This is a genomic window from Aeromicrobium sp., from assembly GCF_023146395.1.
Classification (GTDB): Bacteria; Actinomycetota; Actinomycetes; order Propionibacteriales; family Nocardioidaceae; genus Aeromicrobium.
Genome location: NZ_JAGLCD010000001.1, coordinates 178271 through 193129, shown reverse-complemented (window position 1 = coordinate 193129; position 14859 = coordinate 178271). Strand labels below are relative to the sequence as shown.

Annotated in this window: 12 protein-coding genes; 7 read left to right on the top strand and 5 right to left on the bottom strand. The window is 71.8% G+C overall.

Annotation, left to right across the window (positions count from 1 at the left end):
- Positions 1–23: 23 nt before the first annotated feature.
- Complete coding sequence (locus tag KAG51_RS00910; RefSeq protein ID WP_290579662.1) at positions 24–2969, bottom strand: Rne/Rng family ribonuclease; 2946 nt, start codon at positions 2967–2969, stop codon at positions 24–26.
- A gap of 308 nt (positions 2970–3277) precedes the next feature.
- Positions 3278–3988 (bottom strand): TIGR03936 family radical SAM-associated protein, encoded by a 711-nt coding sequence (locus KAG51_RS00905; RefSeq protein WP_290579660.1) that lies wholly within the window; start codon positions 3986–3988, stop codon positions 3278–3280.
- Positions 3989–4033: 45 nt separating this feature from the next.
- Between KAG51_RS00905 and KAG51_RS00900 the strand changes: the two genes are divergently transcribed.
- Positions 4034–5248: an MFS transporter gene (locus tag KAG51_RS00900; protein ID WP_290579658.1), complete on the top strand. Its 1215-nt coding sequence runs from the start codon at positions 4034–4036 to the stop codon at positions 5246–5248.
- Here KAG51_RS00900 and KAG51_RS00895 read toward each other — a convergent pair.
- On the bottom strand, positions 5245–5712 hold the full coding sequence (locus KAG51_RS00895; RefSeq protein WP_290579656.1) for a hypothetical protein: 468 nt from the start codon (positions 5710–5712) through the stop codon (positions 5245–5247). The genes KAG51_RS00900 and KAG51_RS00895 overlap by 4 nt on opposite strands.
- A 1-nt stretch (position 5713) precedes the next feature.
- Positions 5714–7642, bottom strand: a complete 1929-nt coding sequence (locus KAG51_RS00890) for a TIGR03960 family B12-binding radical SAM protein (protein WP_290579654.1) — start codon at positions 7640–7642, stop codon at positions 5714–5716.
- Between the two features lie 55 nt (positions 7643–7697).
- Here KAG51_RS00890 and KAG51_RS00885 point away from each other — a divergent pair, with 55 nt between their 5' ends.
- The 3 genes from KAG51_RS00885 (at position 7698) to KAG51_RS00875 (ending at position 10341) form a co-directional block, all read left to right on the top strand.
- Positions 7698–8339, top strand: coding sequence for a hypothetical protein (locus tag KAG51_RS00885; protein WP_290579652.1), 642 nt, complete (start codon positions 7698–7700; stop codon positions 8337–8339).
- A 287-nt stretch (positions 8340–8626) separates the two neighbouring features.
- Positions 8627–9154 (top strand): helix-turn-helix domain-containing protein, encoded by a 528-nt coding sequence (locus KAG51_RS00880; RefSeq protein WP_290579650.1) that lies wholly within the window; start codon positions 8627–8629, stop codon positions 9152–9154.
- Complete coding sequence (locus KAG51_RS00875; protein WP_290579648.1) at positions 9151–10341, top strand: MFS transporter; 1191 nt, start codon at positions 9151–9153, stop codon at positions 10339–10341. The genes KAG51_RS00880 and KAG51_RS00875 overlap by 4 nt, the downstream gene beginning before the upstream one ends.
- A gap of 21 nt (positions 10342–10362) precedes the next feature.
- Here the strand turns inward: KAG51_RS00875 and ndk are convergent, their stop codons facing one another.
- Positions 10363–10770 (bottom strand): nucleoside-diphosphate kinase, encoded by a 408-nt coding sequence (gene ndk / locus KAG51_RS00870; RefSeq protein WP_290579646.1) that lies wholly within the window; start codon positions 10768–10770, stop codon positions 10363–10365.
- Positions 10771–10788: 18 nt separating this feature from the next.
- Between ndk and KAG51_RS00865 the strand changes: the two genes are divergently transcribed.
- From KAG51_RS00865 to KAG51_RS00855, 3 genes are all read left to right on the top strand, one after another.
- Positions 10789–12492 carry a glycoside hydrolase family 13 protein gene (locus KAG51_RS00865; RefSeq protein ID WP_290579644.1) on the top strand — a complete coding sequence of 568 codons (1704 nt, stop codon included), beginning with the start codon at positions 10789–10791 and terminating at the stop codon, positions 12490–12492.
- Positions 12493–12591: 99 nt separating this feature from the next.
- Entirely contained in the window at positions 12592–13914 is a 1323-nt protein-coding gene (locus KAG51_RS00860; protein WP_290579642.1) for an extracellular solute-binding protein, read from the top strand.
- Positions 13911–14858, top strand: a complete 948-nt coding sequence (locus KAG51_RS00855) for a sugar ABC transporter permease (protein ID WP_290579640.1) — start codon at positions 13911–13913, stop codon at positions 14856–14858. The genes KAG51_RS00860 and KAG51_RS00855 overlap by 4 nt, the downstream gene beginning before the upstream one ends.
- The last annotated feature ends 1 nt before the right edge of the window (position 14859 follow it).

Sequence of the window (14859 nt, the reverse complement as noted above, 5' to 3'; positions counted from 1 at the left end):
CGTGAGCACACCGACGGTCAAGTCTACGGAGCCTGACCCTCCTCGGTCAAAACGGGTGCGTCGTCCGACGCCTTCGGATCGGTCACACCCGGCTCCGAGACGGCCTCCGCCGCCGGCGGGGCAGCGCTCTCGTCGTCCTGCGGAGCCTTCTGGTCGTCCTGCGGAGCCGGCGCGGCAGCCTCGGTGGCCGGGGCGTCGGACGTCGGCGCGTCGACCGCGGCGAGCTCGTCGGTGGCGCCGGAGTCAGCGCCCGTCTCGTCGGTCGGCGCGGACTGCTGGCGGGCGCGACCGCCCCGCCGGCGGCCCGTGGCGCCGCCGCTCGTGGACTCGTCGTTCTTGGCGTCCCCATCCTGGGCAGCGCCGTCGGTGGCAGCACCGTCCTTGGCAGCACCGTCCTTGGCTGGGCTGTCCTTGGCTGGGCCGCGCTTGGCACCGCCGTCCTTGACCGAGTCGCCGTCGTCCGCGCGGGACGCGGTGGCGCCGCCCTTGGACTGCTGACCGCCGCCGTTCCCGGAACCGCCCTGGCCACCCTGGCCGCCACGACCGCCACGGCCACCGCGACGACGACCGTCGTCCTTGCGGGGCTCGACCGGCTCGGCGTGCAGCTGCACGCCACGGCCCTTGCAGTGGTCGCAGTCGGTGCTGAACGACTCGAGCAGACCCGTGCCGATGCGCTTGCGGGTCATCTGCACCAGACCGAGCGAGGTGACCTCGGCGACCTGGTGACGCGTGCGGTCGCGGCCGAGGCACTCGACCAGCCGGCGCAGCACGAGATCACGGTTGGACTCCAGGACCATGTCGATGAAGTCGATCACGATGATGCCGCCGATGTCGCGCAGGCGGAGCTGGCGGACGATCTCCTCGGCGGCCTCGAGGTTGTTCTTGGTGACCGTCTCCTCGAGGTTGCCCCCGGAGCCGGTGAACTTGCCGGTGTTGACGTCGACGACCGTCATGGCCTCGGTGCGGTCGATGACGAGCGAGCCGCCGGACGGCAGCCAGACCTTGCGGTCGAGCGCCTTGTGGATCTGCTCGTCGACCCGGTACTCGGCGAAGACGTCGGAGGCCGTGTCCTCGCCGGGCTCCCACAGCGTGAGGCGATCGGCGAGGTCGTGGGCCACGTGGCCGACGTAGCTCGAGATGTTGTCCCACGCCTCGCGGCCCTCGACCACGAGCGAGGAGAAGTCCTCGTTGAACAGGTCGCGGACGACCTTGATGACGAGGTCGGGCTCGGCGTAGAGCAGCTCGGGCGCGCGACCGGCCGCGACCTTGCGCTCGATGTCGTCCCAGCGGGCCTTGAGCGAGGTGACGTCGCGCGTCAGCTGCTCCTCGGTGGCGCCCTCGGCAGCCGTGCGCACGATGACGCCGGCGTCCTCCGGCAGGACCTCCTTGAGGAGCGTCTTGAGGCGCGCGCGCTCGGTGTCGGGCAGCTTGCGCGAGATGCCGTTGTTCTGGCCGCCGGGCACGAAGACCAGGAACCGGCCCGGGAGGCTGATCTGGCTCGTGAGGCGGGCACCCTTCTGGCCGATCGGGTCCTTCGAGACCTGCACCAGCACGGTCTGCCCCGGCGTCAACGCGTCCTCGATCTTGCGGGCCTTGCCGTTGCCGAGGGTCGACCAGTCGACCTCGCCCGCGTACAGGACGGCGTTGCGACCGGCGCCGATGTCGACGAATGCGGCTTCCATGCTCGGCAGCACGTTCTGGACCTTGCCCAGGTAGACGTTGCCGATCAGGGAGGTCTGTGACTCGCGGGCGACGTAGTGCTCGACGAGCACCTTGTCCTCGAGCACCGCGATCTGGGTGTAGGTGTCGGAGGCAGCGCTCGAGCCGGCCCCGGACCCGACGTGCTGACGCACGATCATCTCACGGTCGACGGCCTCGCGGCGGGCCAGGAACTCCGACTCGCTGACGATCGGGGCCCGACGGCGTCCGGCCTCGCGACCTTCACGCCGACGCTGCTTCTTGGCCTCGAGCCGGGTGGACCCGGTGACACCGGTGATCTCGTCCTCGGCCGAACGTCCCTCACGGACCCGGACCACGGTGTTCTCCGGGTCGTCGGCCGAGCCGGCCCCACCCGAGCCGTCGCCCGCCCGTCGACGGCTGCGGCGGCGCCGCGTCGTGCCCGAGCCACCCGTCTCGTCGTCGGAGTCGTCGCCGGCTCCGTCGGACTGGTCGTCCTCGTTCTCCTGCGCGGCGTCGTCGTCGCTGCCCTGCTGGCCCCCGCCGCCCTTGCGCCGACGACGACCACCGCGGCTGCGGCGACGACGCTTGCCAGCGCCGCCGTCCTCGTCGTCGGAGTCGTCGTCCTGGTCGGAGTCGTTCTCGTCAGCGGGACTGGAGCTGTCGTCACGCTCGGAGCGCTCGGAGCGCTGACGCTGACCCCGGTTGCCGCCCGAGGAGCGGTCGTCGTCCTCGTCGTCGTCCTCGGTGTCGGCTGCCGCACGCCGGCGCGCGGGGGCCCGCACGGCGGGCGGGGCCTGGAAGAGCAGCCCGCCGATCCCCGGCGTCACCACTTCGCCTGCGCCGGTCTCCGCGTCGTCCTCGGGGTCCTCGTCGACGGGGTCGACGGAGTCCACGTCGTCGGTCAGCTCGTCGGTGAGGTCGTCCTCGAGCTCGACCTCAGCGTCGTCCGCGGTGTCGACCTTGCTGTCGTCCGTGGTGTCGACCTTGCTGTCGGCCTTGGCGGTCGCAGGGGCCTGACGCGACCGGCGCCCGCCCGTCGGCTTGGCCCGGCTCGTGACACGCGTGCCGCCGGCCTTGGGTCCCTCGACCGCGTCGGTGCTCGACTCGCCCTCGGCTGCGGCCTCGGGGGCCGACGGCGCCGCCTCGCCGGGGGCGGCGAAGATGTCGCCGCTCACCGCCACCGGCGGTCCTGCAGGACGGCCAGCGGCGCGGCGCCGCGGTCGCGACGTCGAGCGGGTGGACCCGCCCTGCTCGGTGGTGGGGGTCGGGGTGGGGTCCTCGTCGAGCATCTGCTCTCCTTCACCTCGGCCGCCCGCGGGCGGTTCGAGGAGTGTCACGGCCCGGCACGCGGGCTCGAAGTCTGGGGCGGTTCCGACCGGGCGGTCGGGGACGGCGGCCAGGGCCGTCAGGGTGCTGGGGTGCGCCGCCGCGGTCGACACCTGGTGGGTGCGTCGCGGTCGAGGCGGGTCCCACCACGATGGTGGTCCTGCGTTCTGTCCGGCCGAACAGCGTCAGTGACGCAGGAACGACCGTCGCCAGTATCGCACAGTCACCTCACGGCCACCGGGACGTCACCTGGATCTCGGTGGTCCCGGGGTCAGGTGAGCGGGTCGACCACGACCCCGTCGACGAGGGGTCCCTGTTCGATGCGCGTCGCGATCGTGGCCCCCGAGACGACGGCCCCGAACTGACGCAACGCGCCGACGACGTCGTCCGGGCGCACCGTCGGGATCATGCTCCGCACGACGACGTCGACCCGGTCGCCGTGCACGACCAGGGTGTCGACCGCGCCCCGGACGTCGATGTCACGCAGACCCCGCTTCGTCATCCGTTCCACGGTCACCGCGGGGGCGGCCAGGAAGCCCGTGGCCGCGTCCTCGAGCCCCGTCGCGCCGGGGATCTCGATGCACCACCGGGACGCCTCGAGCCGGTCGGCGAACGTGCCCGGCGTGGCCGGGACGACCGCCACGATGTCGAGTCCCGGCGGTAGCGCCGCGTCGAGTCCCTCGCGCACCGCGTCAGGGTCGCACTCGCGGGTCAGCCCGATCTCGAGGAACTCGGCCTCGCTGGCGGCGCCCGTGGGGGCCGCGTTGGCGTACGAGATCTTCGGGTGCGGCGTGAAGCCCGAGGAGTAGCCGATCGGCACCTTCGCCCGGCGCACGGCCCGCTCGAAGGCCCGCCCGAAGTCGCGGTGGCTCGTGAACCGCAGCCGGCCCCGCTTGGCGTAGCGGACCCGCAGCTTCTGCACGATCGGCAGCTGCGGGTTCGGCGCCTCGGGGTTCGGCGTTCCCTCCAGGGTGGTGCTCACCCACCCGAGGCTAGTCGAGGTGGACACGGCACCCAGAATGGTGCGGTGACCCGTCCACCGCTGATCGCCACAGCACGACCGAGATCGGCGTGGCTGGTCGGCGCCGCGATCGTGATGCTCGCCCTCAACCTGCGGGTCGCGGTCGGCAGCGTGGGGGTCGTGCTCGATCCGCTGCGGGCCGATCTCGGGATGAGCGCGACGGTGGCGGGCGTCCTGACGACGCTGCCGGTGCTGTGCTTCGCGGTCTTCGGTGCGACGACGGCCCGCGTCGTGCGGGCCCTCGGGCTCGACCGCACGGCAGCGGCGCTTCTGCTCGTCTCGGGTGCAGGACTGGCCCTGCGCCCGCTCGTCGACGCGCCGATCCCGTTCCTGGCGCTCACGGTCGTCTCGCTGGCCGGGTGCGCCATCGGGAACGTGGCGCTCCCCGCCCTGGCGAAGGAGCACTTCCCGGACCGGTTACCCCTCATCAGCTCGCTCTACGGTGCCGCCCTGATGGGAGGCGCGACGCTCGGATCGGTGCTGACGGTGCCGATCGCCGACACGTTCGGCGACTGGCGCATCGGCCTGGGCGCCTGGGCCGTGCTGGCCCTGGCCGCACTGCTGCCGTGGGTGCCCCTCGCGCTGCGCGACGGGCGGGCCGGGCGCCTCGACCGCCCCCGCGGACCCACGCTCGCGCGCCTGGCCCGCAGTCCGCTGGCCTGGGCCTGCGCCGTGTTCTTCGGGCTGCAGTCGGCTCAGGCCTACGCGCAGTTCGGGTGGTTCCCGGCGATCCTGATCGACGCGGGGCTCGACTCCGGCCAGGCCGGGCTCGCCCAGGGCCTGGTGCCTGCGGTGGGCATCCCGGTCACGCTCCTGCTGCCGACCCTCATCCGGCGCACGGCAGATCGGCCCGTGCTGCCCTGGTTCTTCGCGATCGTCACGGCGTCCGGCTGGCTCGGCGTGCTGCTGGCTCCCGCCTCGGCCCCGTTCCTGTGGGCCGCGCTGCTGGGGCTCGGCGGCACCGCCTTCACGTGGGTGCTCACGATGTTCGGCCGCCGGACCGCGTCGGCGGGCGGCACGGCCGGACTGTCGGCCTTCGCGCAGTCGGTCGGCTACCTCGTCGCAGGTCTCGGACCGTTCGGCACCGGGCTCCTGCACGACCTCACGGGCGCGTGGGACGTGCCCGTGATCGTCCTGATGGTGGCCGCCCTGCTGCTGGGACCGGTCGGCATGCTCGTGGCGCGCGACCGGCTGCTCGAGGACGAGCTCGACGGCTCCTAACGACCCCGCTGCGGCGGCTCGACGAGTCCCTCGAGCCGGTCCATCGCGAACGACCCCAGCCCCGCGACGACGCCGATCACGAGCCGGGGTCGGCGAACGCCCCGCCGGCCCAGGAAGGCCTCGAAGCGACGGTCCATCGCGATCGACGCGAGCACGGTGCCGGCGGTCGCGCCCGCGGCCACCGCGCCGGCCACCGCAGGTCCGACACCCTGGCGCGCCGTGGGCGGTGGTGCCGGCCCGTCGGCCGCAGCCTCACGCTCGGCCGAGGCAGCGGCTGCGGTGAGCCGGGCCGCGGCCGCTCCCGCCACGACCGCCGAGGCTCCCGCGACGAGACGCCGGGCGCGCCGGGAGGCCCGGCCGATCGGGATCGCGGACGCGAGTCCCGCCACGACGCTGAACGCGGCGGCGGAACCGACATCGCGGGGCCCGGCGCGGTCGACCGCCACCGGTCCGGCCGAGGCCACGTCAGACCACGCTCAGCGGCAGGAGCTTCTGGCCGGTCGGCCCCATCTGGATGTCGGTGTCCATGCTCGGGCAGACGCCACAGTCGAAGCACGGGGTCCAGCGGCAGTCCTCGACCTCGACCGGGTCGTCGGCCAGTGCGTCCTGCCAGTCCTCCCAGAGCCAGTCCTTGTCGAGGCCGGAGTCGAGGTGGTCCCACGGCAGGATCTCCTCGGCACCCCGCTCGCGCGTCGTGTACCAGGCGAGGTCGACGGGCTCGTCGGCCAGCGCCCGCTCCGCCATGGTCGCCCACCGGTCGTAGGAGAAGTGCTCGCTCCAGCCGTCGAAACGGCCACCGTCGCGCCACACCGCCTCGATGACCTTGCCGACGCGGCGGTCACCGCGGGACAGAAGTCCCTCGACGATGCCGGGCTTGCCGTCGTGGTAGCGGAACCCGATGGCCTTGCCGTACTTCTTGTCCGACTGCACCGAGGCGCGCAGCTTGCGCAGCCGCTCGTCGGTCGTCTCGTGGTCGAGCTGGGCGGCCCACTGGAACGGCGTGTGCGGCTTCGGCACGAATCCGCCGATCGAGACCGTGCAGCGGATGTCCTTGCGGCCGGACGCCTCGCGCCCGGTGTCGATGACGCGCTTGGCGAGCTCACCGATCTGCAGGACGTCCTCGTCGGTCTCGGTGGGCAGCCCGCACATGAAATAGAGCTTGACCTGCCGCCAGCCGTGCGAGTACGCGGCGGCGACGGTGCGGATGAGGTCCTCCTCCGACACCATCTTGTTGATGACCCGCCGCAGGCGCTCGCTGCCGCCCTCCGGGGCGAACGTGAGCCCCGAGCGGCGGCCGTTGCGGCTGAACTCGTTGGCCAGCGAGATGTTGAACGCGTCGACCCGGGTCGAGGGCAGCGACAACGACGTGTTGGTGCCCTCGTACCGATCGGCCAGCTGCGTCGCGAGCTCGCCGATCTCGGAGTGGTCGGCGCTCGAGAGGCTCAGGAGTCCGACCTCGTCGAGGCCCGACTGCTCCAGGCCGTTGGCGACCATCTCCCCGATGCCCTGGAGCGAGCGCTCCCGCACGGGCCGCGTGATCATGCCCGCCTGGCAGAAGCGGCACCCTCGCGTGCAGCCCCGGAAGATCTCCACGCTGTACCGCTCGTGCACCGTCTCGGCCAGCGGCACCAGCGGGGTCTTGGGGTACGGCCAGGAGTCGAGGTCCATCAGCGTGTGCTTGGCGACGCGCTCGGGAGCCGACGGCTCGTTGACCACGATGGCCTCGATGAACCCCTCGGCGTCGTAGTCGACCTCGTAGAACTGCGGCACGTAGATGCCGCCGGTGGCCGCGAGGCGGCGCAGCAGCTCGTGGCGACCACCGGGTGAGCCCTCCTCGCGGAACTCACGCACGATGTCGCTGATCGCCAGGACGATCTCCTCGCCGTCGCCCAGGACGGCCGCGTCGATGAAGTCGGCGACCGGCTCGGGGTTGAACGAGGCGTGACCGCCGACCAGGACGATCGGGTCGTCGTCGCCGCGGTCGACCGCGTGCAGCGCGATGCCGGCGAGGTCGAGCGCCGTGAGCAGGTTCGTGTAGCCCAGCTCGGTGGAGAAGGACACGCCGAGCAGGTCGAAGGCCTTGACGGGGCGGTGCCCGTCGACCGTGAACTGCGGGATCTCGTGGTCCCGCATGACCTGCTCCATGTCGGGGAAGACCGCGTACGTGCGCTCGGCCAGGATCCAGTCACGCTCGTTCAGGATCTCGTAGAGGATCTGGACGCCCTGGTTGGGCAGGCCGACCTCGTAGGCGTCGGGGTACATCAGCGCCCACCGCACGGTGACGGCGTCCCAGTCCTTCAGGGTGGCGTTGAGCTCACCGCCGACGTACTGGATGGGCTTGCTGACCTGCGGCAGCACCGGTTCCAATCGGGGGAACAACGACTCGACGGACATGGGTTCCAGCCTAACGCCGTCGGACCAGCGCCCCGCAGGTGTCTAGAGTCGTCCCATGGGCCTGTTCACGAAGAAGCCTCGACCCCTGACGGTGCGGTACGAGGCGAAGGCGACCGACGGCGGCCTGGACCAGGTGCTCACGATGACCAACAGCACCGACACCGACCTCGTGCCGGTGCTGCGCTTCCGCCCGCTCGACTTCTACGGGCGCGAGCTGCCGCTCGTCACCGTGACGTCACTGCAGGGCCTCACGCGTGGCCAGGTCGTGGTGCCCTCGAACTCGGTCACGAAGGACGTCCTGCGCTTCGAGGGCCCGGGGTGCCGGTCGGTCCGCTTCGTCGACACCGAGGTCGTCGACCTGGTCGAGATCGAGGTCGCGGGCCTCGACACCGAGCCCACGACCGTCATGGTCGATCTCGACAAGAAGGCCACCGCGAACCCCGAGGACTTCTGGGGCATCGGCGTCGCGAACGCCAACGACGCCGAGATGCGCGTGCGGGTCACGCTGGTCGCGCTCGAACCGGAGCACACCGAGAAGGCCCTGCGCGACGCTCCCCGCCAGGCGCTCGACTGGGTCAGTCTCGAGGGCGACGTGGTCCTGGGGGCCAAGGATCACGATGTCGTGTGGCTGCCCGAGGACGTCCGCGGCACGTACCACGCCGTCCTGGGCTCGATCGCCGCCCCGCCGCTCGACTGACGCGCCACCCCCGATCGAGGTCCGCCCCGACCAGATGTGGTCACTTTCACACCTGTAGCGGGCCGATCTGGGTGTTGAAGTGTCCACATCGTGCCGCGGCCCACCTCACCCCGAGGGATCAGAGGCAGTCGGTTCCGTGACGTCGGCGACCTGAGCGTCGAGCACGCGGACGACGTCGGACGAGGACCTCGAGGGCCGCGCGCGCCCGTTCCTCGGTCATGCCCCGAGCGTAGGTGCCCACCCTCGGCATGATTGCCTCCGCCACTTTGCAAAGATATCTTTGCGGAATGCGCACCCGCGTGGTCGACGGAGTCGACACCCTCAAGGCCCTGGCCCATCCCCTCCGGATCACCGCGCTCGCCGAGCTGCGCCGTACCGGTCCGTCGACCGCGAGCGAGCTGGCCCGCGCGCTCGGCGAGTCGAGCGGGTCGCTGTCGTACCACCTGCGCCAGCTCGAGCGGTACGGCTTCGTGACCGACGACGTGGCCCGCGACGCCCGCGAGCGGCGATGGCGCGCCACGGCCCAGCTCACCGAGCTGCCCGCGTCGCTGTCGAACACCGCTGAGGGGCGCGCCGCGATGGCGGTCGTCCGCGGAGTGCAGCAGGAGCACCTCGCCCACCAGCTCGCAGCGCTCGACACCGTCAAGTCCGACGAGCACCCCGACCTCGGACACTCCGACTACCTCCTGCGCCTCGACGACGACCAGCTGACCGAGCTCGTGGGACGTCTGAGCGAGGTCGTGCACGAGTACCTCGACCACCGGGGCGAGCGCCTCGTGGCGCTCCACGTGCTTGCGCTCCCGGGCGCCCCATGACGCTCACGCACCGGTACCTGACGCTCCTGGCCCTGCGCTGGTTCGCGACGGGCCTGATCATCCCCGTAGCCGCCCTCCTGCCCCTGGAACGGGGCCTGACCCTGGCCGAGCTGGGCGTCGCGATGGCCGCGCAGGGCGTCGTCGTGCTGCTACTGGAGGTGCCGAGCGGCGCCCTGACCGACGCGTGGGGCCGGCGCCCGGTCCTGCTCGCGTCCGTGGCCGCCGCAGCAACCGCCTACGCCCTGGTGCTCGTGGCCGACTCCGTCGCGACCTTCGCCCTCGCGTGGGCCGTCACCGGAGTGTTCCGCGCCCTCGACAGCGGCCCCCTGGAGGCGTGGTTCGTCGACGCCGAGCATGCCCGTGGCGCGGCTCACGAGGTGCCCTCCGGGCTGGCGCGGGCCGGAAGCGTCATCAGCGCCGGCATCGCCACCGGCTCGCTCGCGACGGCGGCGCTGCTCTCGGTCGCGCCGTGGTCGACCTCCGTCACGCTTGCGGTGCCCTTCGGCGTGGCGATCGTGGTCGTCCTGGTCCAGGGAGCAGCCGCCGCCTGGCTCATGGACCCGGCTCCCCCGCGCGGGGCGTCGACCGGGGCCGTGTGGGCCGAGGCCCTGCGAGGCGGGGTCGCGACCGTCGCCCGCCCCGGGCTGCGCGGACTCGCCGTCGCGATGACGATCGTCGCGGTCGGCGTCGTCGCGCTCGAGACCTTCATGCCGGTCCGCCTCGCGGAGCTGAGCGGCGACCGGGCCCAGGCCGCGGCCCAGATGGGCGTCGTCGCGGCGGCGGCCTGGGGCTTCGCGTCGGTGGGCTCGGCCGTCGTGAGCCGGATCCTGCGCCGACGTCGTCCGCGGGGCGTGGCCGTCGCCCTGGTCGCGATCGAGGGAGTCGGGCTGCTGGCGATGTCGCTCGCCACGGGTCCGGCGCTGCTGGTGGCCGGATTCTGGCTCGGCTACCTCGTGCACACCGGATTCGGGTCGACCTACAACTCCCTGGTGCACGAGCGGGTCGACGACGCCCACCGCGGCACCGCCCTGTCGATCACGTCGATGGCGTTCCTCGGGTCGGCATCGGCCGCCGGCGTCCTGCTGGGCGTCCTGGCGGAGCACACGTCGTCCTCGACGAGTCTTCTCGTCGGGGCCGGCGCCATGGCGGTCGCGGGCGCGACGATCGCCGCCGCGACCCGGAGGTGAGCCGGGCGCGCGACGATCACCTCAGAGCTGGGGGAACCAGAGCCCGATCTCGCGAGCGGCCGACTCCTCAGAGTCGGACGCGTGCACGAGGTTCTCCCGGTTCGAGAGCGAGAGATCGCCGCGGATCGTGCCCGGATCGGCCACGCGTCCGTCGGTCTTGCCGTTGAGCAGCCGGACCACCGCGATGGCCTCGTCGCCCTCGAGCACGAGCGAGACGAGCGGGCCGGACACCGCGAACTCCCGCAGCGGCGGGTACCAGGGCTGCTCGACGTGCTCGGCGTAGTGGGCGTCGGCCATCTGCGCGTCGATCGCGCGGTGCTCCATCGCCACGATCGTGAGGCCCTTGGCCTCGTAGCGCCGGAGGATCTCCCCCACGAGTCCGCGGCGGACGGCGTCGGGCTTGATGAGGACGAGCGTGCGCTGAGCCATGACCGTAACGTAGCGCCCATGCTCGGGACGCCATCTGGGGACCAGTCCGGCACGACCCGCGACGACCGGGCCTGGTGGCGTGACGCCGTGATCTACCAGGTCTACCCGCGGTCGTGGGCGGACTCCGACGGCGACGGCATCGGTGATCTGCCCGGCATCACCTCGCGCCTGGAGCACCTCGTCGCGCTCGGCGTCGACGCGGTGTGGCTCTCGCCGTTCTACACCTCCCCGCAGCGCGACGCGGGATACGACGTCGCGGACTTTCGCGACGTCGACCCGATCTTCGGCACGCTCGCCGACGCGGACGCTCTCGTCGCCCGGGCGCACGACCTGGGGCTGCGGGTCATCGTCGACGTCGTGCCCAACCACACCTCCGACGAGCACGCGTGGTTCCGTGAGGCCCTCGCGTCCGAACCGGGCAGCGCCGCACGCGCCCGGTACTTGTTCCGCGACGGGCGCGGCGACGCCGGCGAGCTGCCGCCCAACAACTGGCAGAGCATGTTCGGCGGCCCGGCCTGGTCTCGCACCACGAGCCCGGACGGCTCGCCGGGGCAGTGGTACCTGCACCTGTTCGACGCCAGCCAGCCGGACCTCGACTGGACCAACCCCGAGGTCGGGGACGAGCTGGAGTCGGTCCTGCGGTTCTGGCTCGACCGCGACGTCGACGGATTCCGGATCGACGTCGCCCACGGGCTCGTCAAGGCCGACGGCCTGCCGGACGGTCCCGAGAACTTCGACCCCGCGACGCAGGCCACGGCCCTCCAGCCGATGTTCGACCAGCCCGGCGTCCACGAGATCTACCGCGCCTGGCGACGCCTGGTCGACGAGTACGCCGTGCCGGGGGCCGACCGGGACCGGATCCTCTGCGCCGAGGCCTGGGTCCTGCCGATCGACTCCCTGGCGCACTACGTCCGTCCCGACGAGCTGCACCAGTCGTTCAACTTCTCCTTCCTCATGACGCCGTGGATCGCGAGTGAGCTGCGAATCTCGATCGACGAGGGCCTCACGAGCGTCGCTGCGGTCGGCGCCCCCCAGACCTGGGTGCTGTCCAATCACGACGTCGTCCGCCACGCCAGCCGGCTCGGGTACCCGCCCCAGGCGGGACGCACGAGGTCGGAGGGCATCGGCCCCGACGACCCCCAGCCCGACCCGGCACTCGGGCTGCGGCGCGCCCGGGCCGCCACGGCGCTGATGTTGGCCCTGCCGGGCTCGGCCTACCTGTACCAGGGCGAGGAGCTCGGGCTGCCGGAGGCGACGCTCCTGCCCGACGAGGCGCGCCAGGACCCGACCTGGGAGCGCTCGAACCACACCTCCCCCGGCCGCGACGGATGCCGCGTCCCGGTGCCGTGGGAGGCCGACCGACCCTCGTTCGGCTTCGGCCCCACCGACGCCACGTGGCTCCCACAGCCGCAGAGCTATCGGGACCTGGCGGTCGACCGCCAGGACGGCGTCGACGGCTCGACGCTCGAGCTGTACCGCACGCTGCTGCGGGTGCGCCGCGACCGCGGGCTCGGCCGCGGCGAGCTGACCTGGGCCGACGTCGCGCCCGCCGACGTCCTCGCGTTCGAGGTCACCGGCGACGCCGGCGCGACCGCCGTCCTGACCAACCTGGGAACCGAGCCCGTGCCGATCCCGCCCGGCTCACGGGTGCTGGCCGCGTCCGGCCCCCTGCCGGACTCGGCGCTGCCGGTCGACACGACCGTCTGGTTCGTGCCCGCCTGAGCGCTCGCCGATCCCGCTGTTGCGACGACCGGCCGACAGGCATACCGTGCGAGGACTGTGACGGGGAGCACGTTCCCGTGGCGAATCCGGGGAGGTCCGATGAGGGTGCGGCCGACGGCAGGGCCTCGACAGCTCGCGGTGGCGACGAGCCTCGTGCTCGCCGGGACGCTGCTCACGGCCTGCGGCGGTGGTGACGGCAAGCCCACGCTGAACTGGTACATCAACCCCGACGGTCAGGACACGCTGAACCAGCTCGCCGAGGACTGCAGCACCGACGACTACGACATCGAGATCCAGCTGCTCCCCGCCAGCGCGACGGACCAGCGCACGCAGCTCGCCCGTCGCCTCGCGGCCGGCGACAGCTCGACCGACCTGATGAGCCTCGACCCGGTCTTCGTCCCGGAGTTCGCGAGCGCCGGCTGGCTCGAGCCCTTCACCGGCGACCTGGCCGACGAGGTCCTCGACGACGACGTGCTCGAGGGCGCTGCGCAGACCGTGCAGTGGGACGACCAGGTCGTCGCCGCCCCGCAGTGGTCCAACACGCAGGTGCTCTGGTACCGCAAGTCCCTCGCCGAGGCGGCCGGCCTCGACATGAACCAGCCCGTCACGTGGGGCGAGGTCATCGACGCCGCTGCGTCGCAGGACGCCACGGTCGGCGTCCAGGCCAACAAGTACGAGGCCTACGTGGTCTGGATCAACGCCCTGATCCAGGGCGCGGGCGGCAACATCCTGGACCCCGACACGGTCGAGGACGGTCGCGACGCGAAGGTCACGATCGACTCCGACGCCGGCAAGGCGGCCGCGGCCGTGATCCAGAAGCTCGCGGACTCCGGCGCCGCGCAACCCGACTTCACGACCTCGAACGAGGGCACGAGCCTCGGCCAGATGTACCCCGACGACGGGCCCGGCGAGTTCATGACCAACTGGACCTTCGTCTACCAGAACTACGCCGGCGCGGTCGGCGAGGCCGGCGGTCCACCCGACGAGGCCGCCCTCGACGACCTCGGCTGGGCGCGGTACCCCCAGACCGTCGCCGGCGAGGACTCCGCGCCGCCCATCGGCGGCATCACGATCGGTGTCGGCGCCTTCTCCGACAACGTCGACTTCGCCCAGGAGGCCGCGGTCTGCATCACGAGCTCGGAGGCGCAGACCCAGCTCGCGGTCAACGAGGGACTCATGCCGTCGCGGCAGTCGGTCTACGACTCCGACGCCCTGAAGGAGGCCTACCCGGCCGACCTGCTGGAGCTCTGGCGCGACAGCGTCGACACCGGCGGCCCGCGCCCCAAGAGCGCGTACTACAGCCAGATCTCCAGCGCGATCCAGTCGCGTTGGCACCCGCCGACCTCGGTCGACCCGAACACGACGCCGAAGCGGTCCGCCGAGTTCCTCCGGCAGATCCTGAGCGGGGAGGCACTGCTGTGAGCACCACGACCGCGCCCAAGGCATCACGTTCCCAGGAACCCCGGCGCAAGGCGGCCGTGACCGACCGGGAACGCACCGAGAACTCCCTGGCCCGCAAGCTCGTCGCACCGGCGATCGTGCTGATGCTGTTCGTCACGGCGTTCCCGATGCTGCGGGCGCTGTACCTCTCCCTGTTCAGCTACTCGCTGACCGCCCCGGACGATCGCGAGTTCGTCGGCCTGTCGAACTACTGGACCGCCCTGAGCGACGAGCTGTTCTGGCGCGACACGGGCAACACCGTGATGATCATGCTCGTCACGGTGTTCTTCGAGCTCGTGATCGGCTTCGCCTTCGCCCTCGTGATGCACCGGCTGATCTTCGCCCGCGGCCTGGTCAGGACCTCCATCCTGATCCCCTACGGCGTCATCACGGTCGTCTCGGGCTTCGCGTGGCAGTTCGCCTTCTCCAACAGCAACGGCTTCGTCAACGGCTGGTTGCCGTTCATCGGCGACGACTTCAACTGGTTCGCCCAGTACGACTCCTCGATGATCGCGATCATGGCGTCGGAGATCTGGAAGACGACGCCCTTCATGTCGCTGCTGCTGCTCGCCGGACTGGCGCAGGTCTCGGAGGACATGATCGAGGCGGCCAAGGTCGACGGCGCCACGTGGTTCCAGCGGCTGTACAAGGTGATCCTGCCGAACATGAAGGCAGCCATCATGGTCGCGGTCCTGTTCCGCGCCCTCGACGCCTACCGCATCTTCGACAACATCTTCGTCATGACCGCCGGCGCCAACGGCACCGAGTCGATCTCGTTCCTCACGTACCGCCAGGTCATCGAGCAGTTCCAGCTGGGCATCGGCTCGGCCCTCTCGGTGCTGCTGTTCCTGTCCGTGCTGGTCGTGGCCTTCGTGATCGTGAAGGTCTTCCGAGTCAATCTCGCCGACGCCAGGCAGGAGAGCTGAC

Coding starts and splice junctions, on each gene's coding strand:
- KAG51_RS00865 (WP_290579644.1), top strand. CDS start 10,789: ATGCTCGGGACGCCATCTGGGGACCAGTCCGGCACGACCCGCGACGAC.
- KAG51_RS00880 (WP_290579650.1), top strand. CDS start 8,627: ATGCGCACCCGCGTGGTCGACGGAGTCGACACCCTCAAGGCCCTGGCC.
- KAG51_RS00875 (WP_290579648.1), top strand. CDS start 9,151: ATGACGCTCACGCACCGGTACCTGACGCTCCTGGCCCTGCGCTGGTTC.
- ndk (WP_290579646.1), bottom strand. CDS start 10,770: ATGGCTCAGCGCACGCTCGTCCTCATCAAGCCCGACGCCGTCCGCCGC.
- KAG51_RS00890 (WP_290579654.1), bottom strand. CDS start 7,642: ATGTCCGTCGAGTCGTTGTTCCCCCGATTGGAACCGGTGCTGCCGCAG.
- KAG51_RS00910 (WP_290579662.1), bottom strand. CDS start 2,969: ATGCTCGACGAGGACCCCACCCCGACCCCCACCACCGAGCAGGGCGGG.
- KAG51_RS00885 (WP_290579652.1), top strand. CDS start 7,698: ATGGGCCTGTTCACGAAGAAGCCTCGACCCCTGACGGTGCGGTACGAG.
- KAG51_RS00860 (WP_290579642.1), top strand. CDS start 12,592: ATGAGGGTGCGGCCGACGGCAGGGCCTCGACAGCTCGCGGTGGCGACG.